A 19,390-nucleotide genomic window follows, 5' to 3' on the forward strand; every position below is an offset into this window, starting at 1 on the left:
CACAAGTCGGAGAGTACTGATGCCGAGCACGACCCGTGTACCCCTCGCCGAGTTCTACTCGATCTACCGCGATGCGCTGCTTCCCGTCGCGCCGTCGGCAGCCGCGCGGGGAGCGCTGCCGTCGCGCGCCGTGTCCTACTGCCCTCCGGTCACCGCGGCTACAGGGCTTGGCTGGTATCTCTTTCCTCCAGTCGACTTCGCACTGCGCTGGAATGCCGAGTCGCTGGAGTTCACGCTGCTGGCAGCCAACGAGCCGACCCGGTGGCAGTCGATGGCCGGCGGCGTGGAATTGCGACTGCCGCAGGCCGATGAGGTGGTGCAAGATGTCGTCGACACCCACCCGCAGGACGCAGAGGCTGTGCGCGAGAACGCGACGATGTTCATCGGCGCTGACCCGATGCTCCCCGATCTGGTCGACATCTCGACGGGCATCGTGGCCAGGACCGCGCCGGGCTGGGCGCTTCTCGTGCGATCCTGCGCGAACTTCCCTCCTCGGACCGGCATCCAGATCCTCGAAGGCGTCCTGGAAACCAGCTGGTACCGCTTCTGCGTCCCGGTCCTGCTCCGGGTCGCCAAGACCGGCGAGGTTGTCCGTTTCCATCGGGAGGTCCCGATGGCGATGCTTCAGCCGGTCCCGGAGGAGCTTCTCTCTCGCGGGGCGCTGGATCTGCCCGAAGGTCGCCCTGGCGTCGCGACGATGGGTGATGACGTTTGGCGCGAGTTTCTGGAGACCCGGATGCGCCGGGTGAACGCGGTCAAGGCCGGCACGTACCGCGACGAGAGCCGGCGCCGACGGAAGGCCGCCGAAGATGAGGGATAGCTTTCACGGGCCGGTTCACCATCGCGTTCTGTCCAACGGGATGGCCGTCGTCGTCGGTCCCGACCGCCGTCGGCCGCTGGTCGGCACCTGCCTGCTGGTCGGTGCCGGCTCCGCTGACGAGCGCGATGGCGAGCGAGGCGCTGCGCACCTGCTTGAGCATCTGCTGTTTCGGATCGAGGCTGCTGGCGGTGCGGATTATTCAGAGCGGATGGAGAGTATCGGCGCCGTCGGCGTGAACGCGCTGACCGCCTCCGACTTCACCGCGTACTTCTCAGTCGCTCCCTCCGATCGAATCCATGACGTCCTGCGCTGGGAGGCGAAACGCCTAGCGCCACTTGTCGTTTCCGAGCAGATACATCGCGACGAACTGCGGGTCGTCCGCAACGAGCGACAGCAGGAGTGTGACGATCGTCCGTACGCGTTGTGGCTGGAAGAGCTGCTTGCGGTCACGCTTCTGCCGGAAGACAGCTACCGTAATCTGCCGAGCGGCCGTCCTCAGGACCTTGAGACGCTGGACCTGGCTAGCGTCAAAACATTTCACCGCCGGAACTACTCGGCGCGCAACGCTGTCCTCTGCGTCGTTGGGGATGTGAGCCCGGAGGCTGTCATGGATGCCGCCGAGGCTTTCGTGAACGGCGCTGACGGCCTGACATCGGACGGCCGTACCAACGACGCGCCAGCACGGCATTTACTGGGCGCAGCAGGGATGCGCATGGTTCCCGCCGTCGGCATTCCCGCACGCATGGTGTTCAGCACGCATTGGGCGCCCTCCATCAGACATCACGATTACGCCGCGCTCACCGTTCTCACCGGCCTGCTCGGCCGCGGCCGAGGCTCACGCATCTTCCGCGAACTCGTCCTGCGACTCGATCTGATCGCCCCACAGGAAGGTTACGTTGATGTCTGGCCCCTGCTACGGCGACCGTCATATCTGACCGGTTTCTTTTCTCCAGGTCCGGATGTGAATATCGATCACGCTTTTGATGGGTTTCTCGCCGTTCTGCGTGATCTCGCGTCGGGCAAGGCCGAAGTCACACAGGAGGAAGTGGATCGAGCCGTCCTACTGGCCCGTCATGATGCTGCGAGTTCTTGGTGCGATCTCGGCACGCGGTCGCTGGCGCTGGCCAAGACGGTGTGGACTCATGGCAGCGGTGTGGAGCCCGGCTACGACGACAAGCTGATCGGCGCCGTCACGCCGGAGATGGTGAACCACTTGGCCGCCTCGGTCCTGTCCGACGACAATCGCGCGACGATCTGCTACGTCCCGTCAGAACCCCGCCCCGACGTCGGGAGTCATCAGTGATTCGAGACAATCCCACGCCGACGTACCTGTTCGACTTGGGCGTCTCTGGTATCGCGGTCGATATGCCAGGGTGCCCGATGTTCTACCTCGGATACGGCACTCGCCCGGGCCTGCTCGCGGAAGGCCCAGGGAAGGACGGAGTCTCCTCATTGCTGTACCGGCTCATCACCGACAGGATGATGGCGGCAATGGACGGCCTCGGTATCCCCGAAGGGGCATTGAGCGGGTTCGCCGGTCCCGATAGCGCGGGGATCCAAGCCAGAGTACTGCCACAGCAGGTCGTTCCCGCTGTTCGGATCATCGCCGATCAGGTGCGGACTGCCGACTACGACGACGCGGAGTTCCAGATGAGCCGTCGCGACTATCTGCAGGACGTCGTCTCTGAGGAGTTCGTGGTCGGTCGGCGTGCGCGGCAGTCGCTGCTCGCGCAGTTGTACGGTGGGCGCGGGCGCCTGGCCCGACCGTGGAACGGGACGTACGAGACGGTGGCCGAGCTGACATTGAGTGACGTCGTACGATGCCACACGGCCGGTCGCCGACGAGGTCGCATGGTGCTGGTCGGCGATCTCGGCGAAGCCCGAGTTCTCCAGCATGTTCCGGAACTGCTCAAGGACTTGTGCCCCGTCGATCGTGAAGAGAGCTTCGCGCCAAGTCCCGAGCAGGCTGTCGTGTCACCTGAATACGGCATCGAGGTCATCGACAGACCGAACTCGGGAATGGTGAAGGTCTGCGTAGCCGCTGTTGCGCCTGCAGCAGGAGACGACGACTCTCTGGTGGCCGAATTGTTGGCAGCGGCTGTGGGAGGCAGTCCCTCGTCTCCTCTGAACCGTGTATTGCGCGACCAAGAAGGCGTTGCTTACAGCCCTTCCGTCACTTACGAATCCGGAGCGCGCCACGGGTTCTTCCTGATTGACGCGCTGGTGCCGAAGGAGAAGACCAGAATCGCTCTGACCTCGATCTTTCGAATGCTGACAGAACTCGCTGACGAGGGCGTCACGGCCGCTCGGCTCGGTGTTCTCAAGGCGTCCTACGCGGCCACCTGGCCGGCGCTGCATCAGACCCCTTGGGCGGTGGGGGAGTGGCTGTTGACCGGTTTCCACGGCGAGAGGAGTCGCGATCCCCTCGGCGACAAGGTCCGACAGATCGCGGATCTGGACCTTGACCGGGTGAACAGCGTGGCGCGGCGCATGTTCGGCGTCGAAGGCGTGGCCGTCGCCTTGGAGGGTGCACGGGACGAGATCGAACGCCAGTTGGCATCATGAAATCCTCGGGTTCGGAGTCTCGGCGGGAGAGTATGCAGCCCAACATCCTGCGCGCGTTGTCGGCCGACAAGCGGATACTGACGGTTCTGGCAGCAGAATGGCTTTCGACCTTCGGCGACCAGATGCTGTTCATCGTCGTCGCTCTGTGGGTCCGGCAGACGACCGGTAGCGCATCCCGGGCCGGTCTGACCTTCTTCGCGATGGCCGTCGGAGGCGCGATCACACCGCTCGTGGCCTTCCGGATCGACCGCTGGCGCCGGCTCAGCGTCCTGCGCTGGACGAACATCCTGACCGCGGTCGCGGTCGCGAGCCTTGGTCTCGCCGGACCGCGTCACGGCCTGTGGCTCGTCTATGCCGTCATGGCCGCATACGGGTTGTCCGGAGCCGTCTCCGGATCCGCGTCGGGGGCGCTGTTGCCGGACTTGGTGCCGCGCGCCGACTTGGGCCGAGTCAATGGGATGAACACTTCGGTGAGCCAAGCGATCCGGATCGTCGCACCTCCCGCGGGCGCTGGCGTGCTGGTGTGGGCGGGTGCGCACGCCGTGGTCATGATCGATTTCCTCACATTCGTGGTCGCCGCGGTGATGCTGTCTTTCACCAAGATCGAGGAGTCGCCTGGCGAACCAGAAGCGGGGCGCTACTGGCACACGGTGTTGGCCGGCGCCAGGCACCTTCGCCGTCAGCACTCGCTTCGCGACATCACCGCGGCCTGCGTCGCGACGATGCTCGTCGTCGGCTTTCTGGAAACGCTGATCTTTCCGGTGGTGACCGACGGCTTGCATCGCCCGGTGTCCTTCATCGGCGTCTTGAGCGCGGCTCAAGGAGCCGGCGCCGTGATCGGGGGCCTGGCAGCTGCAGCCTTCCTCGACCGGCTGCGGCCCCCATCGGTGGTGGCGCTCGGCATCGCCTTCCTCGGGACAGGAACCGCCTTGGTGGCGATTCCCTCGATCACCCCGGTCATCTTCGGGATGGTGCTGACCGGCGTGGCGATTCCGTGCCTGTCAGTGGGAGCCGCCACTGCCATCCAGCACGAGACGCCCGATTTCCTGCTCGGACGAACGTTCACCGCCTTCTCGTTCGCGTTGAACACGCCCAGCGCGATCTCGATCGCTCTCGGCGCCGAAGCCGCAGCCGTGCTGGATTACCGCCTGGCGATCGCCTCGGTGGCGGCGCTGCTCGGGGCCGTCGCTACGAGCCTTCTCTTCAGGTCGGCGAGTTCCGACTTTGATGAAGCCGGACACGAGGAATCCATACGCGTCGGCTCGACGAACTGAGGAGCGCCAAGGCGTGAAGCGCCTTGGGCTTCCGTTACAACGGAAGCTTGACAGCGATCGGGTCCACCGGCGTGGTGTAGGTAATCTTCGCCGGCGACGGGACGCGAGACGGGCCCGAGCAGCGGACGTGACCTTTGGCGGCAGGTCGGGACCCGTTGCCTGGCCTGCCGCCAGGAAGAAGAGTGCGGCGCGATCCCACGAGTGTGCGGCCATGCAGAAGGCCTTCACCAGCGGATACAGGTGGCGATCCTATGGCGAGACGAAACCAGACGGCGAAACCAGCCCTGTTCGCCCTAGCTGCTACTCCGGAGCGCTCCCCGAGGTCCGATACCGTCGCAACAACGACCTGCCTGGGCAACCGAGAGGGCCTGGTCGGTTGGGTCGCGGGCCGTACGCGCGCTGCTACTCGGCTGGTGGCGGGTGGTCTGAGATTCGCGATCTACTGGCGGGTGTCGACCGAAGGCCATCAGGATTCTGTGATGTCGTGGGCCCGGCAGCTGTGCCGGGCGCTGGCGACAATCGCCTGCGAGGCCCGGAGTGTGATCGGGCCGCATGCTGGGCACGTCTACCTGCGGCATCCGGCCGATGTGTCGCTGGCGAGGTTGCCGGTGCGCCTGGCACTGAGAGCTCGCCGGTTCGTGCGGATAGCGCATCGTCACGGCGTCCGTATCAGGGCGACGTCGCTTGGTCAGGATTCCGCGACGATGAGCGGCTGGGCCCCGTCCGGGATGTGCCCGATCCACTCTTTGCTCAGCACACCGGCAACCGGATGTGGCGTGCTTTCGGTCGCCGCTGCCGCAGCCTGCGAACGGATCTCGGTTGCGGTGTCGGGGTCCAGACCATGCACCCATACCCGCTGGGGGTTGCCGCGCCGGGGGAAGAGGACGGCTCTGATCTGGTAGTCCGCCAGGATCTCGCGGCGCTCGGCGTTGTCGGCGGCTTGGCTCCACTGGTCGGCGACGGTCAGACCGGTCATAACCCACTGCATTGATGCCGGCCGGTCCGGTAGTGCCTTCAGCTGCTCGATTTCCGCGCCCATGCGGGCGTAGTGCTCGCGGAACCATTTCGCGTCGTCGGCGTGGTCGTACAGCCCGGCGCTGCGGTCTTCGCGGAGGCGCGCACGGTCCGCCTCCAGCTCCGCGATTCGTGCGGCGTGCCCGGTGCCGGGGTCGTATTCTCGCCGGAACAGTGGGATGCGGCCGTATTCGTTGAGGAACCACTCGGTGACGATCTCGTCCATCTTGGATTTGGCAATGGTTGGGGCGGGTTGGCAGTCGGCTGCGGCCGGGACGCCGCGCACTCGGGATGTGCAGCCGTAGGCCATGCCTCCGGTCCTCCCCGCTATGTACAGCTTCTGCCCGCAGGTTCCGCAGTATCCAAGTCCTGACAGTAGGCTGACTCCCTTAGGGGCGCGCTTGCCATCGCGCTTGGGTGCGCACTTCGCGACGAGCGCATCGCGAGTGGCGCGATCCCACAGGGGCGGGGCGATCCGTCGCGGGTGACCGTCTGGACCGAGCACCGGTCGCCCGCCGTGCATCAGGTAGCCCAGCGCTGCTTCGGAGGTCAAGATGTCACGCAGGGCCTTGGGGGTCCACGGGCTGCCCTTGGGCTGGCGGCCGTACATCACGGCACGATGGTCGGCGGGCGACAGCACTCCGGTGCGTGTTAGTCGTACTGCCTCGGTCGACGGGGTGACATTCCCGGTCTCGTCGGCCAGTAGCCGCTCGGCCACCGTGCGGATGACCTCGGCCGCGGTCTCGTCAATCGCGACGTGGTCGACCTTCCCGGTCGGTATGAGCCGTACAAACCGGTACCCGTAGGCGTTTTTCTGCTTAGGTTGTCCGGCCGTGCGCGCGCGAAGCGTCTCGTCGCGGTTGCGCCTCTGGATCGCCCGGAGCTCCATCTGCGCTCCGAACGCCTCCATCGAGAAGCGCATCTCATCGCTCGAGTCGTCCAGGTCCCACGGCCCCGGGTGGCCGAAGGTGACCAGCAGGCGACCTTCGTCCTTCATCATGTACCCGGTGTTGAGCACGTCCCGCTGGTTGCGCCCGATCCGGTCCACGGCCGCCCCCGCTATGCCGGCATACGGCCCCATCTCTCCCCGCAGCCACGGCCCGAGCGCCGGGCGATCGAGGGGATTGGTCGCACCGGACACCTCCCAGTCATCGGCCCACGCGATGACGTGTCCGTCCACCGCCGTGACAGCTTCGAGCACTTGATCGCGCTGACGCTCCGGGGAAGAGGTAGCGTCGACCTTGCGGGACAGCCTTCGCACACCTACTAGGCATTTCCCGCATCCGTCGTATTCGGTCGTGATCATGTCCTCTATCATGGCATCTGGCCCCATTGGTCCACTCCAACGCGTGTGCGAATAGGTGGGGTACCCCGGCGGGAAGAACCACTTCGAGGTGGACCGCGAGGCCGCCGAGGTGGCGATGCAGGCCGCGCCCGCGGCCCGGGCCATGGTGCTGGAGAACCGGGCCTTCCTCGGCCGCGCCGTCCGCTACCTCGCCGAGGCGGGCATCACGCAGTACCTGGACATCGGCACCGGCCTGCCCGGCGCCGGCAACACCGGCGAGGTGGCGCGCGCGATCCAGCCCGACGCCAAGGTCGCCTACGTCGACTACGACCCCATCGTCGCCGTCCACTCCCGCGCACTGCTCTCCGGCGACGAGAGCCGCACCACGGTGGTGCTCGCCGACGTGCGCGAGCCCAAGTCGATCCTGGAGCACCCGCAGGTCCGCGAACTGCTCGACTTCGACCAGCCGGTCGCGGTCCTGATGGTCGCGCTGCTGCACTTCGTCGCGCACGAGGAGGACGCCGCCGGCATCCTCGAGACCTTCCGCGACGCCCTGGCCCCCGGCAGCGCCCTGGTCATCTCGCACGGCACCGACGGCGGCCAGCCCGAGGTCTCCGCCGCCGCCCGCAAGGGCTGGGACAACGCCAAATCCCGGCTCGTGGTCCGCGACCACAAGGAGATCGCCGCGCTGTTCGGCGACTTCGAACTCGTCGAGCCCGGCGTCGTGCAGCTGCCGCTGTGGCGCCCGGTCGGCGAGGTGCGCGCGGACTGGGAGACGATCTGGCTCGACGGCGGGGTCGGCTTCAAGCGCTGAGCGCGGTCGTGGCGGTTCTCGGATAGATCGCCGCGGTTCTTGGATAGTGGGTCGGGTCCGGTGTCGAGAACGCCGGACCGGCTCCGTCCCAGGGGTGCAAGCGGCCGACGGGGCCGCGCGACACCGAAGGAGAACCGCCATGACGACCCCCACGACGACCACCCGGAAGATCCGGCGCATGGACCACGTCAGCATCAACGTCGAGGACATGGACGCCGCGAAGCGCTTCTTCCTCGACGGCCTCGGCATGGAGCTGGTCGGCGAGGCGAAGGTCGGCGGCGAGCTGGTGGGCCGGGTCATCGGGCTCCCCGAGCCGATGTCCGACGTGGTCTTCGTCCGCACCCCGGACGGCCACAGCCAGATCGAGCTGGTCAAGCACCTGGCCGCCCCCGACAAGCTCGGCCCGCACGCCCCGGCGTCGAACCGGCTGGGGCTGATCCACATCTCGTTCGTGGTCGAGGACCTGAACGGCGTCCTGGCCGACCTGCGGGCCCAGGGCTACGACACCATCGGAACGGTCGAGAACTACGCGGACCTCTACCTCCTGTGCTTCCTGCGCGGGCCCGAAGGGGTCATCGTCGAGCTGTCCGAGGACATCAGCCCGGAGCAGAACGGCTGAGGCCGGCGATCGCCTGATCGTTTCGCTCCCACCCTCACTGCGAAGGGAAACACCATGAAGTACCTCCTCCTCAAGCACTACCGCGGCGGCCCGGTCCCGGCCGTCGACTTCCCGCCGATGGACCAGTGGACGCCCGAAGAGGTCGACGACCACGTCCAGTTCATGCGCGACTTCGCCGCCCGGCTGCACGAGTCCGGCGAGTTCGTCGACATGCAGGCGTTGTCCGCCGACGGAGCTTTCGTCCGCGGCGGCGGCCAGGGCCGGCCGCCGGTCACCGACGGGCCGTTCGCCGAGACCAAGGACCTGATCGCCGGCTGGTACATCATCGACGTCGACTCCTGGGACCGCGCGGTCGAGATCGCCGGCGAGCTGTCCGCCGTGCCCGGCCCCGGCGGCGAGCCGCTCTACGAGTGGCTGGAGGTCCGGCCCTTCCTCGGGGCCGAGGCCCCGAAGTCCTCCGAGTGAGCTGCGAATGAGCGAGCCGCGAATGAGCGAGCTCGACGAATCGCTGCTGCGGAACCTCGTCCCGGCGGTGATCGGCGTCCTCGTCCGGCGCGGGGCGGACTTCGCCGCGGCCGAGGACGCCGTCCAGGAGGCGCTGATCCGGGCGTTGCAGACCTGGCCGGAGGACCCGCCGCGCGATCCGAAGGCCTGGCTGGTCACGGCCGCCTGGCACAAGTTCGTCGACGCCGCCCGCGCCGAGACCTCGCGCCAGCGCCGCGAGCTGGCCGTGGACGCCGAGCCGCCGGCCGGCGAGGTCGTCGGCGCCGACGACACGCTGCGGCTGTACTTCCTGTGCGCACACCCGACGCTCCCGGCAGCCGCCGCCCTCGCGCTGACGCTGCGCGCGGTCGGCGGCCTCACCACGCGCCAGATCGCCGACGCCTGCCTGGTCCCGGAGGCGACCATGGCGCAGCGCATCGTCCGGGCCAAGCGCAAGATCGAGGGCCTGCCCCTGGACCAGCCCGGCGATCTGGCGACCGTCCTGCACGTGCTCTACCTGGTCTTCAACGAGGGCTACGGCGGCGACGTCGACCTGGCAGCCGAGGCGATCCGGCTGACCCGGCACCTGGTCGTCCTGACCGACGGCGAACCCGAAGTGTCAGGCCTGCTGGCGCTGATGCTCCTGCACCACGCGCGCCGCGCCTCCCGCACCGGCCCCGGCGGCCGGCTGATCCCGCTGGCCGAGCAGGACCGCTCCCGCTGGGACACCGCGCTGATCGCCGAAGGCGTGGAGATCCTGCAGGTGGCGCTGGCCAAGGACCGGCTCGGCGAGTACCAGGCGCAGGCCGCGATCGCCGCGCTGCACGCCGACGCGCCTCAGGTCGCTGCCACGGACTGGGTGCAGATCGTGGAGTGGTACGACGAGCTGCTGGCCTTCACCGACAGCCCGGTGGTCCGCCTGAACCGCGCGGTGGCGGTCGGCGAGGCCGACGGACCGCAAGCGGGCCTGGCGGCGCTGGTCGACGTGGACGCCGACGTGCCCCGGCACACTGCGGTGGCCGCGTACCTGCACGAGCGCGCCGGGGATCTGACACTGGCCGCCGAGCTGTACGCGGAAGCGGCGCGCGCCGCGACCAGCGTGCCGGAGCTGGAACACCTGACGCGGGAGGCGGCTCGGGTGCGGCAGCTGTCGCGCTCCTAGCTGCCGCACCCGAGCTTGGGAATGTGTCTATTGCACAGATTCGGCCTACTGCGCGGCCCAAGCAGCAGCCTGCTGCGCCGCCAAAGCGGTCAGATCCCCGAGCGCGACGTTGTAGTCCACGACGTGCGTCCCCAGATCAGAGGTCTGCGTCGAGGTCGGCAACAACCCGCCGAGGTCGGTGAGCTCCAGCCACGAGGCGCCGTCCTGGTTCTCGCACTGCCCGAGCAGCTCGCCGCGGAAGTGCGCGAAGCCCGCCGGGACGTCCGGCAGCGTGTACCCGGCGGCGACGACGGCGAGGTCGCCGTTCGGCAGCAGCGCGTTGCCGTCGACGAGCTGGCGCGAGGGCAGGTAGCTGTCCAGCGGCTGCTGGCTGTCCGGCGCGGCGCCGGCCAGCAGGGCGTGCGGGTTCGTGCACGCGATCTGGTACCCGGCGCCGGTGGGCTGGCCGAACACCGCGTTCGCGCCCGGCGCCTGGCCGGCCGGCTCGTTGTAGCTGGAGTACGCCACCACGCAGCCGAACGCCGTGTCGTTCGAGCACACCGGGATGTGCTGGAACGTGGCCCCGGAGTCGGTGCCGCCGCCGTCGGCCTTCCCCACCGGCACCTGCACGTTCCCGCCGAGCAGGTACGCCCCGACCAGCTGCCGCTGCATCGCCGCGTTCCCGTCGATCTGGTTCTGCATCAGGGTGATGAGGTCGGCGCTGCCCTGCGAATGCCCGATCAGGATCACGCCGCGCCGCTTGCCGGTGGCCGGGTCGACGTTGTCGTGCGTCCAGTAGTCCTGCCAGGCCTGCGCCACGTCCATCTCGCCGGTCGCCAGGTCGGCCGGGGACTTCAGCACCAGCCCCAGCGCCACCTCGGTCAGCGGCGCCTGGCGGTACACGGGCACGAACATCCGGCAGGTGCCGGCGAAGCGCTCGGCCTGGGCCAGCGTCACCGCCATCTCGGCGTCGGTCGGCGTCGGCGGCAGCGAGCCGACCTGGAGCAGCGGGTTCGGCAGCGTGTCGATGGTCGGGTAGACGTAGAAGCAGTCGACCGGCTGCGCCGAGGGGATCGGGAACGGTTCGTCGACCGCGCCGACGTCCTCCGGCTTGCCGCTGGGGTAGTGCACGGTCGGGCCGCACAGGTTGTTCGCCAGTGCCGGATTGCACAGCCACACCGGCGCGGCCAGTGGTGAGGCGACCGATGGGCTGGCCGAACTCGACGTGTCGGAGGCGGCGCGCGCCGCCGATATCGGTGCGGTAGCTACGAGGCCTGAGATCAGCAGGCTGGCGGCGAGGGCGGGAATCGACCTGTTTCGCTTCATGGACGGGCTCCTTCCCCGGGACGCGTGGTCAGGTGAGCGGGACCATGCGCCGACCGGGTGGCAGGCTGACGGGGGGTTGGTCGTCGCGCAGGCTGAGGTCGACGGGGACCGGGGAGTCCACGAGGACCGACAGGTCGTCGACGCGTACCTCGACCGGACCGTGCGGCGTCGGCACGGAGCCGCGGGCCCAGTCGAGGTCGCCGAGGCGGGGTGCGACGCGGACCCGGGCGTACCCGGGCTCCGCGGGGGTGATGCCGAGCACGTACACCAGCAGGTCGCGGCTGGGGGTGGCGGACCAGCCGTGGCAGGCGCTGCCGCCCTCCCAGGTCTCGCGCAGGGCCGTGGGCCCGGCGTCCAGGAGCTTGCCCCAGTCGCGGCACAGATCGGGGACGCGGTCGGCCGCGCCGAGCAGCGCGAGCGCGTCGTGCACCACGTAGCGGAAGAACGGCTGCGCGCCGACGACCAGGTGCTCGGTGTCCCAGTCGGGCACCGGGGCGGCGAACATCGCGGCCGCCGCCGGGGCGCCGTCGGCGTCATCGTGGCGTTCGGCGGGTCGGTCGAGGAAGCGCGGGAGACGCTGACCCGGCTCGCTGACGAGATGGGCGAGATGGGCGAGATGGGCGAGATCCAGCTCGATCTCAGCCGTCGGCGAAGAGCTGGACTACCGCCGCACAGCCAGCTCCATATCCTCCATCGCGACATCCTCCCCATCAGCGTTCTGCATCCGCACCCGCACCGCCGAGCCGCTGCGCGTGTCGACCACCTTCAGCGGCGCCGCGTCGTCCTGCAGGTACTTGTCGCCCCACTGCATCAGCCCCAGCACCACGGGCAGCAGGTCGCGCCCCATCTCCGTGAGCACGTACTCGTACCGCGTCCGCTGGCCCGGCTCCCGATAGGGCTGCTTCGCCAGCACCCCGAGCTCGGTCAGCTCCTTCAGCCGGGCCGCCGCGACCGCCTCCGTCACCCCGACCCGGCGCGCGAAGGCGTCGAAGCGCGTTGTGCCGTAGTACGCCTCGCGCAGCAGGAGGATCGCCGATCGGGTGCCGATCGCGCTGATCGCCTTGTCGATCGAGCACTGCTCGGCCGTCCAGCGGTCGCGGTCGGCCAGGACGGGTTCCAGCTGCATCGCCATGTGAGCCACCTTACCTTGACTTGAGTCGACCATAGCCAGGATCTATCCTCTAGCTATAGTCAACAAAAGTCAGAGAGGGGCAGGGTCATGGCGACTGCACGGGACGCGGTGATCGTGGGGGCGGTCCGCACTCCGATCGGCAAGGGCAAGCCCGGCGGCGCGCTGTCCGGCGTGCATCCGGTGGACCTGCTGGCGCACACGCTGCGCGCGCTGGTGGAGCGGACCGGCGTGGACCCCGCGCTGGTCGAGGACGTCATCGGCGGCTGCGTCGACCAGGCCGGGGAGCAGGCGATGAACACCACGCGCAACGCCTGGCTGGCCGCCGGGCTGCCGGAGACGGTGCCGGCGGTGACGGTGGACCGGCAGTGCGGCTCCTCGCAGCAGGCCGTCAGCTTTGCCGCGCAGGGCGTCATCGCCGGGGCGTACGACCTGGTCGTGGCCTGTGGCGTGGAGTCGATGAGCCGCGTGCCGATGTGGTCGAACGCGGCCGGCAAGGACCCGTTCGGTCCCGGCGTCGCGGCCCGCTACCCCGAAGGCCTGGTCCCGCAGGGGATCAGCGCGGAGCTGATCGCGGCCAAGTGGGGCCTCAGCCGGGAGCGGCTCGACGAGTTCGCGGCCGAATCGCACCGCCGCGCGGCGGCGGCCCACGCCGCAGGGCGCTTCGCGGACGAGACCGTGCCGATCCTGACCGAAGCGGGCCTGGTCACCACGGACGAATCGGTGCGTTCGACGACTACTCCGGAAGTCCTGGCAGGCCTGCGCACCGCCTTCGAGGACCCGAGCTACGCCGAGCGCTTCCCGCAGATCGACTGGTCCGTGACCGCCGGCAACAGCAGTCCTATCAACGACGGCGCGGCGGCCCTGCTCATCGCCAGCGCCGAGACCGCCGAGCGCCTCGGCCTGACCCCGCTGGCCCGCCTGTACAGCTTCGCCGTCGTCGGCGACGACCCGATCATGATGCTCACCGGCATCATCCCGGCGACGGAGAAGGTCCTGCGCCGCGCCGGTCTGAAGCTCGACGACATGGACCTGATCGAGGTCAACGAGGCCTTCGCCTCCGTGGTCCTGGCCTGGCAGGCCGAAACCGGCGCCGACCTGGCGAAGGTCAACGTCAACGGCGGCGCCGTCGCCCTGGGCCACCCCCTCGGCGCCAGCGGCGCGCGCATCATGACGACGCTGGTGCACGAGATGCGGCGGCGCGGGGTGACCTACGGCCTGCAGACTATGTGCGAGGCCGGCGGGCTGGCGAACGCGACGATCATCGAAGCGCTCTGATCTGCCACGAAGGCCGCTGAACTGCGGCTACAAAGCCGCGAGCCAGCGGTGCTCGGGATACACGCCGCCGATAAGCTCGGCCAGCCGTCCGCGCTGCGCCGAGCTCAGCTCCGGCACCGCACCCTCGAAGTCCCGCTGATCCTTGGGTCGCGCGTGCTTGGCCTTGAACAGCAGCACCAGCTCAGGGGTCAGATACGGGATGCCGTCGGCGGTGCGGCGGATGATCTCCGCATACGGCAACCGGATCGTCGGGACGTGCCGACAGATCCACGCGCCTTCCTCATGCGGCTCGCGCATCACGTCGACGAGGTAGTCCCCGCTGGCCTGGTCGCGCAGCCAGGTCTGGTGCGTCGCGGCGATCACCTCGGCGGTGGCGTCCTCCCACAGCTGGTTCTGGCCGACGCCGTCGAAGACGTAGCCTGGAAAGAGCCCGCTGATCTCGGCGAAGTCCGCGGCGGGGATCGCGATCTCCAGGTCGGCGTGGCGTCGGGTCTGCCGACCGAGGAACAAGTCCAGCGCCCAGCCTCCCGCCACATACCAGGGTGTCGCGACACCGGCCAGCCGCTGCGCGATCTCCGGCGGCGTCCAGGCGCGGGCCCACCTGTCGTCGAGGGCCTCGATGTCGGCGGGGGACAGGTCGATCCAGCCGCCGTGCTCTGATTCGCTCACCAGAGTGAACCTACCAAGGTTGTCGGGCCACTCTACAAAACCGTTAAATCAGTGTTCTCCCTCTATCGCCCCGCCGAACGCGCAGGTCCGATCCTGGACACGGTAATCGGGCAGCATTGTGTGGGGGGATCCATGACATCGAGCACGTCAAAACAACGTTGGCACAGATGGTCCTTAGGCGGCCTGAGTTCCCTGGCGCTGGCCCTCGGGAGCGTCGGCGTGGCCGTCGGCCTCGTCTCCGGGCCCGCCGGGACGGCGCACGCCTCCAGCGGCGCGCCGACGTTCGTCCAGCAGGCCTGGGCGCACGCCGGCGGGGTCGGCGCGCTGACGGTCAAGCCGACCGCCGCCGTCGCCACCGGCGACCGGCTGGTCGTCGAGGTCGGGGTGTGGAGCGTGGGGGCGGCGACCGCCGGGTCGGTGACCGACTCCGCCGGCGACGCCTACACCGAGCTGACGCACTTCACCGCCTCGGACGGCACCGAGATGAGCGTCTGGACCGCGCAGGTCACCTCCGGTGGCGGCACGATCCCCACGCTGACCGCCAAGCCGACCGGCTCCGCCGACGTCGGCGTGGCGATGCTGGAGTACTCGGGCGTCTCCAGCATCGGCGGCGCCTCGGTCGTGGACGTCCAGGGGCACGCCACCGGCAAGACCTCCGGCGCGGGAACCATTGCGGCCGGCGCCACGGCGCCGACGACGGCCGCCGGGGAACTCGCGCTCGGCTTCTACGCCGACTCCGGGTTCGGCAACGCCCTGACCGCCGGCGCCGGTTTCACCAGCCGGGTCAACGTCTCCCAGGTCAGCGACATGGAACTGGCCGCGGAGGAGCAGCTCACCGGCGCGGCCGGCGCCACCCCGAACGCCACGTTCGGGACCGGCGCCTCGACGATCTGGCTGGCCGCGACCGTGGTCCTGAAGCCCGAGGGCTCCGGCGCCGCGACCGCTCCGGGGACGCCGACGAACGCCGCCGCCACCGCCGGCAACGCCTCCGCCAGCGTCACCTGGAGCGCGCCCGCGGACGGCGGATCTCCCGTCACCGCCTACACCGTCACGCCATACGCCGACGGTGTCGCTGGCACCCCGACCATCGTGACCGGCACCCCGCCGGCCGCCACGGCGACTCTGACCGGGCTGACCAACGCGGTGCCGTACACCTTCACCGTCAGCGCGACCAACGCCGTCGGCACCGGCCCGGTGTCGCAGCCCTCGAACACCGCGGTCCCGGACCCGGTGCCCAACGGGCAGTTCGGCGCGCTCCAGACCTGGCCGATCGTCGGCGTGCACTCGGCGGTGCTCGACGACGGCAAGGTCCTGGTCTGGGACGGCTGGCAGAACCCGCAGCCCACCCACGTCTACGACCCGGCGACCGGGACGTTCACCACCGCCACGCCGAGCGACAGCCTGTTCTGCAGCGGCCTGGCCAAGCTCCCGGACGGCCGGGTGCTGGTGGCCGGCGGCTACGGCGCCTCCTCGACCGGCATGCTCGGCATCGCCGACACCAACATCTTCGACCCCGCGGCCAACACCTGGACCCGCGCCGCCGACATGCACCTGAAGCGCTGGTATCCGGACCTCACCGAGCTGCCGGACGGCCGCTACGTCGCGCTCAGCGGCAACTCCAGCGGCGCCAACACCTGGTCGGACACCCCCGAGGTCTTCGATCCGACGGCCAACACCTGGACGCTGCTGTCCGGCATCAGCACGCCACAAGTCCACGAGGTGGAGTACCCGTTCTCCTTCCTCGCGCCGAACGGCAAGATCTTCACCATCGGCCCGGAGGAGGACGTCTCCTACTGGCTCGACGCCGCCGCCGCGACCCCGACCTGGACCTCCGTCGGCCCCAGCGGGCTGAAGAACGGCTCGGCGGTGATGTACCGGCCGGGCAAGATCCTCTACAGCGGCGGTGCCGCGAGCGTGGAGACCACCAGCAGCTCGGTCGCCGCGTCGGCCACCATCGACCTGACCGCGGCCACGCCGGCCTGGCAGGCCGGCGCGCCGATGCACTACCCGCGGACCTACCACACCCTGACCACGCTGGCCGACGGCCGGGTCCTGGCGGTCGGCGGCGAGGCGACCTCGGACCAGAGCGTCGTCACCACCGGCGCGCTGCCGGCCGAGATCTGGGACCCGGCGACGAACCAGTGGACGACGATCGACTCGATCGCCGCCGCGCGCAACTACCACTCCACAGCGGTTCTGCTGCCGGACGGCAGAGTCCTGATCGCCGGCGGCGGGCACCCCACCGGCCTGAGCGACCCGGGCCAGTACAACGCGCAGATCTACTCGCCGTCGTACCTGTTCGACGGCGCGCGCCCGACCATCGCCACCGGTCCCGGGTCGGCCACCTACGGCAGCACGATGACGGTGAGCACCCCGGACGCTTCGTCGATCGCCGCCGTCAACCTGGTCTCCTTCGGCTCCGACACCCACCAGTCGGACATGGACCAGCACTTCGTGCCGCTGTCGTTCACCGCGGGCAGCGGGACGCTGTCGGTGCAGGCACCCTCCGGCGGCGCGCTCGCGCCTCCCGGCGACTACATGCTGTTCATCGTGAACAAGGCCGGCGTGCCGTCGGTCGCGGCCACGGTGCACCTGAGCGCGGCGGCGCCGACGGCGCCCGCCGCCCCGACCGCCGTCACCGCGACGGCGGGACCGTCCTCGGCGACGGTGTCGTGGACCGCCCCGGCTTCCGGCGGCGTGCCGATCACGTCCTACACGGTGACGCCGCACGCCAACGGCAGTGCCCTGACCCCGACGACCGTGACCGGCACCCCGCCCGCGACCTCGGCGACCATCACCGGTCTGACGAACGGGACCAGCCACACCTTCACCGTGACCGCGACGGACTCGGCGGGCACCGGCCCGGCGTCGGCGCCGTCGAACGCGGTGGTCCCGACCAATGTCGTCGCGCCGGTGTTCGTCCAGCAGGCTTCGACGCACACCGGCAGCGCTTCTTCGGCGGGGGTGACGCTCGGCACGCCGATCACGGTCGGGAACCGGCTGGTCGTCGAGGTCGGGGTGTGGAACACGTCCTCGGCGACGGCCACCGCGGTCACCGACTCGGCGGGCAACGCCTACACCGAGCTGACGCACTTCACGGCTTCGGACCACACGGAGATGAGCGTGTGGAGCGCGCCGATCACCGCCGGCGGCGGGACCAAACCGACGGTCACGGCCAAGGTCTCGTCGGCAGCCGCCGTCGGGGTCGCGGCGGTGGAGTACTCGGGCTTGTCGACGGCGGCAGGACTCGCGGCGGTCGATACGCAGGCGCATGCGACCGGGACCACCGGCGCGGCCGGGACGGTCTCGTCCGGGGCGACCGCGGCGGCCTCGTCGGCGGGTGAGCTGGCGGTGGGCTTCTACGAGGACTCAGGGTTCGGCGACGCGTTGAGCGCGGGAAGTGGGTTCACTCAGCGGGTCAACGTCTCGAACACCGGCGACATGGAATTCCTGGTCGAGGACCAGGTTCCGGCGTCCGGAGCCACCTCGGCGGCGACCTTCGGCACCGGAGGCTCGACGGCCTGGCTGGCGGGGACGGTGGTGTTCAAGCACAGCTGAGCAGTCGCGCAACGGCGGTGGGCCCCGGAGATCTCCGGGGCCCACCTTCGTATCCGGCTTCGTATCCGAAACAGCTCGCCTACAGCAGCGCCGTGTTCCCGTGCGCGGAGGACGGCAGGTAGTACCGGCTCCCCGCGAAAGTGGCCTTGTACCCGCCGAGCAGCACCCCGACCGAGTCCAGCAGCCCCGGCGACGTGCTGCACGCCGCGTGGCCGGCGTTGTCCGTCGTGGCGCTGCACAGGAACTCGCCGGTGTTGTCCGTGAACGTGATCTTCTGCCCCACGACCGGCACGCCGTTGCTGGTCAGCGTGGCGTTCAGGTTCGCCTCGCCGAGCGGCAGCAGGGTCAGGGTCGCGGTCCCGGCGGTCAGCGCCGTCGGCAGCGGCTTGATGACCGACACCGCCAGGTAGACCGGGTTGTTGCCGACCCCGATGGTGGCCGTCACCGAATCAGAGGCCAGATTCACCGCCGACACGCTGGCGGCGCCGAAGTCGGCCACGTAGGCCGCGCCGCCGGTGGGCGCCACGACCAGCGCGATGCCGTGCGGTGCGGCGCCGACCGTGAAGGTCGAGGTCACCGTCTCGGTCGCGGTGCTGATGACCGACACGGTTCCGGAGCCGGCGTCGGTGACGTAGACCGTGGAGCCGTCCGGGGTCGCCGCGGCGCTGTGCGGCCTGGCGCCGACGGGCACCGTCGCCGACACCGTCTCGGTCGCGGTGTCGATCACCGAGACCTGGCCGCTGCCGTAGTCGGGCACGTAGACGTGCGAGCCGTCGGGGGAGACCGTCAGGCCGACCGGCGTCTGGCCGACCGGGACCGTGGCGACGACGGTGTCCGTGGCCGCGTTGATGACGGTGACCGAGGAGCCGCCGGTGTCGGCGGCGTAGATCCGGGACCCGTCCGGCGAGACGGCCAGGCCCTCGGCGCCGGGACCGGCGTTGACGGTGGCGATCACGGCGTCGGAGGAGGTGTCGACGACCGAGACGGTGCCGGCGATGTCGTCGCCGACGTAGAGCCGGCTGCCGTCCGGGGACAGCGCGGCGGACTGCGGCTGCCGGCCGACCGGGATGGTCGCCACCACCGCGGGCCCGGCGGCGGCCTGGGTGTCGATGACCGACACCGAGGACGCCCCGGAGTCGGTGACGTAGACCTTGTGGCCGTCGGCCGAGGCGGCGATCCCGGTCGGGGCGGCGCCGACCGCGACCGTGGCGACCACGGTCTGGCTGGCGGTGTCGATGACCGAGACCGTGTTCGACGCCGCGTTCGCGACGTAGACGTAGGTCCCGGGCGGCAGCGCCGAGCCGCCGGCCGCGTGCGCGGTGCCGGCGGCCAGGGCCGGCACCACGGTCGCGGCCAGCACGCCGGCGGCCAGGAGCGCCGAGGCGCGGCGGGGGCGGGTGGACCGGGGTCCGGCG

At 69.8% G+C, this 19,390-nt stretch carries 16 protein-coding genes; 10 read left to right on the forward strand and 6 right to left on the reverse strand.

Annotated elements, in window-relative coordinates; genetic code table 11:
- Positions 1-19 precede the first annotated feature (19 nt).
- From GWK61_RS13460 to GWK61_RS13475, 4 genes are read left to right on the forward strand one after another with little or no spacing between them, the layout of a single operon-like run.
- A complete protein-coding gene (locus GWK61_RS13460; protein ID WP_194908683.1) occupies positions 20-820 on the forward strand; it encodes a DUF6065 family protein in 801 nt (266 codons plus the stop codon).
- A 40-nt stretch (positions 821-860) separates the two neighbouring features.
- A complete protein-coding gene (locus GWK61_RS13465) occupies positions 861-2,123 on the forward strand; it encodes a M16 family metallopeptidase (protein WP_194908684.1) in 1,263 nt (420 codons plus the stop codon).
- Positions 2,120-3,385, forward strand: a complete 1,266-nt coding sequence (locus GWK61_RS59470) for a M16 family metallopeptidase (RefSeq protein ID WP_194908685.1) — start codon at positions 2,120-2,122, stop codon at positions 3,383-3,385. Before GWK61_RS13465 ends, GWK61_RS59470 begins: the two co-directional genes overlap by 4 nt.
- 32 nt (positions 3,386-3,417) lie before the next feature.
- Positions 3,418-4,659 carry an MFS transporter gene (locus tag GWK61_RS13475; protein ID WP_194908686.1) on the forward strand — a complete coding sequence of 414 codons (1,242 nt, stop codon included), beginning with the start codon at positions 3,418-3,420 and terminating at the stop codon, positions 4,657-4,659.
- A 688-nt stretch (positions 4,660-5,347) separates the two neighbouring features.
- Here the strand turns inward: GWK61_RS13475 and GWK61_RS13480 are convergent.
- Positions 5,348-6,979 (reverse strand): recombinase family protein, encoded by a 1,632-nt coding sequence (locus GWK61_RS13480; RefSeq protein ID WP_194908687.1) that lies wholly within the window; start codon positions 6,977-6,979, stop codon positions 5,348-5,350.
- A 55-nt stretch (positions 6,980-7,034) separates the two neighbouring features.
- Here GWK61_RS13480 and GWK61_RS13485 point away from each other — a divergent pair, with 55 nt between their 5' ends.
- From GWK61_RS13485 to GWK61_RS13500, 4 genes are all read left to right on the forward strand, one after another.
- Complete coding sequence (locus GWK61_RS13485) at positions 7,035-7,772, forward strand: SAM-dependent methyltransferase (RefSeq protein WP_194908688.1); 738 nt, start codon at positions 7,035-7,037, stop codon at positions 7,770-7,772.
- A gap of 139 nt (positions 7,773-7,911) precedes the next feature.
- Positions 7,912-8,391: a VOC family protein gene (locus GWK61_RS13490; RefSeq protein WP_228562258.1), complete on the forward strand. Its 480-nt coding sequence runs from the start codon at positions 7,912-7,914 to the stop codon at positions 8,389-8,391.
- A 54-nt stretch (positions 8,392-8,445) separates the two neighbouring features.
- Positions 8,446-8,856 (forward strand): YciI family protein, encoded by a 411-nt coding sequence (locus GWK61_RS13495; protein WP_194908689.1) that lies wholly within the window; start codon positions 8,446-8,448, stop codon positions 8,854-8,856.
- A 22-nt stretch (positions 8,857-8,878) separates the two neighbouring features.
- Positions 8,879-10,036 carry an RNA polymerase sigma factor gene (locus tag GWK61_RS13500; RefSeq protein WP_194908690.1) on the forward strand — a complete coding sequence of 386 codons (1,158 nt, stop codon included), beginning with the start codon at positions 8,879-8,881 and terminating at the stop codon, positions 10,034-10,036.
- Positions 10,037-10,081: 45 nt separating this feature from the next.
- On the opposite strand, the gene GWK61_RS13505 is transcribed toward GWK61_RS13500, so the two are convergent.
- The 3 genes from GWK61_RS13505 to GWK61_RS13515 all read right to left on the reverse strand — a co-directional run bounded on the left by GWK61_RS13505 (position 10,082) and on the right by GWK61_RS13515 (position 12,473).
- Entirely contained in the window at positions 10,082-11,341 is a 1,260-nt protein-coding gene (locus GWK61_RS13505; RefSeq protein ID WP_194908691.1) for a DUF3089 domain-containing protein, read from the reverse strand.
- A gap of 28 nt (positions 11,342-11,369) precedes the next feature.
- Positions 11,370-11,846 (reverse strand): alpha-L-rhamnosidase C-terminal domain-containing protein, encoded by a 477-nt coding sequence (locus GWK61_RS13510; protein WP_194908692.1) that lies wholly within the window; start codon positions 11,844-11,846, stop codon positions 11,370-11,372.
- Between the two features lie 156 nt (positions 11,847-12,002).
- Positions 12,003-12,473 (reverse strand): winged helix-turn-helix transcriptional regulator, encoded by a 471-nt coding sequence (locus GWK61_RS13515; RefSeq protein WP_194908693.1) that lies wholly within the window; start codon positions 12,471-12,473, stop codon positions 12,003-12,005.
- A gap of 87 nt (positions 12,474-12,560) precedes the next feature.
- Between GWK61_RS13515 and GWK61_RS13520 the strand changes: the two genes are divergently transcribed.
- Positions 12,561-13,748 (forward strand): thiolase family protein, encoded by a 1,188-nt coding sequence (locus tag GWK61_RS13520; protein ID WP_194908694.1) that lies wholly within the window; start codon positions 12,561-12,563, stop codon positions 13,746-13,748.
- Positions 13,749-13,775: 27 nt separating this feature from the next.
- Here GWK61_RS13520 and GWK61_RS13525 read toward each other — a convergent pair whose 3' ends face one another.
- Positions 13,776-14,417 carry a nucleotidyltransferase domain-containing protein gene (locus tag GWK61_RS13525; RefSeq protein WP_323747549.1) on the reverse strand — a complete coding sequence of 214 codons (642 nt, stop codon included), beginning with the start codon at positions 14,415-14,417 and terminating at the stop codon, positions 13,776-13,778.
- 219 nt (positions 14,418-14,636) lie between these two features.
- Between GWK61_RS13525 and GWK61_RS13530 the strand changes: the two genes are divergently transcribed.
- A complete protein-coding gene (locus GWK61_RS13530) occupies positions 14,637-17,975 on the forward strand; it encodes a fibronectin type III domain-containing protein (RefSeq protein WP_194908695.1) in 3,339 nt (1,112 codons plus the stop codon).
- A gap of 79 nt (positions 17,976-18,054) precedes the next feature.
- Here the strand turns inward: GWK61_RS13530 and GWK61_RS13535 are convergent.
- Positions 18,055-19,390: beta-propeller fold lactonase family protein (locus tag GWK61_RS13535; RefSeq protein WP_194908696.1), on the reverse strand; the 1,336-nt coding region annotated here is incomplete at its 5' end.

Source organism: Catenulispora rubra, assembly GCF_015356825.1.
Taxonomy (GTDB): Bacteria; Actinomycetota; Actinomycetes; order Streptomycetales; family Catenulisporaceae; genus Catenulispora; species Catenulispora rubra.

Coding starts and splice junctions, on each gene's coding strand:
- GWK61_RS13460 (WP_194908683.1), top strand. CDS start 20: ATGCCGAGCACGACCCGTGTACCCCTCGCCGAGTTCTACTCGATCTAC.
- GWK61_RS13490 (WP_228562258.1), top strand. CDS start 7,912: ATGACGACCCCCACGACGACCACCCGGAAGATCCGGCGCATGGACCAC.
- GWK61_RS13475 (WP_194908686.1), top strand. CDS start 3,418: ATGCAGCCCAACATCCTGCGCGCGTTGTCGGCCGACAAGCGGATACTG.
- GWK61_RS13465 (WP_194908684.1), top strand. CDS start 861: ATGGCCGTCGTCGTCGGTCCCGACCGCCGTCGGCCGCTGGTCGGCACC.
- GWK61_RS13505 (WP_194908691.1), bottom strand. CDS start 11,341: ATGAAGCGAAACAGGTCGATTCCCGCCCTCGCCGCCAGCCTGCTGATC.
- GWK61_RS13500 (WP_194908690.1), top strand. CDS start 8,879: ATGAGCGAGCTCGACGAATCGCTGCTGCGGAACCTCGTCCCGGCGGTG.
- GWK61_RS13480 (WP_194908687.1), bottom strand. CDS start 6,979: ATGATCACGACCGAATACGACGGATGCGGGAAATGCCTAGTAGGTGTG.
- GWK61_RS13510 (WP_194908692.1), bottom strand. CDS start 11,846: ATGTTCGCCGCCCCGGTGCCCGACTGGGACACCGAGCACCTGGTCGTC.
- GWK61_RS13515 (WP_194908693.1), bottom strand. CDS start 12,473: ATGGCGATGCAGCTGGAACCCGTCCTGGCCGACCGCGACCGCTGGACG.
- GWK61_RS13495 (WP_194908689.1), top strand. CDS start 8,446: ATGAAGTACCTCCTCCTCAAGCACTACCGCGGCGGCCCGGTCCCGGCC.
- GWK61_RS13520 (WP_194908694.1), top strand. CDS start 12,561: ATGGCGACTGCACGGGACGCGGTGATCGTGGGGGCGGTCCGCACTCCG.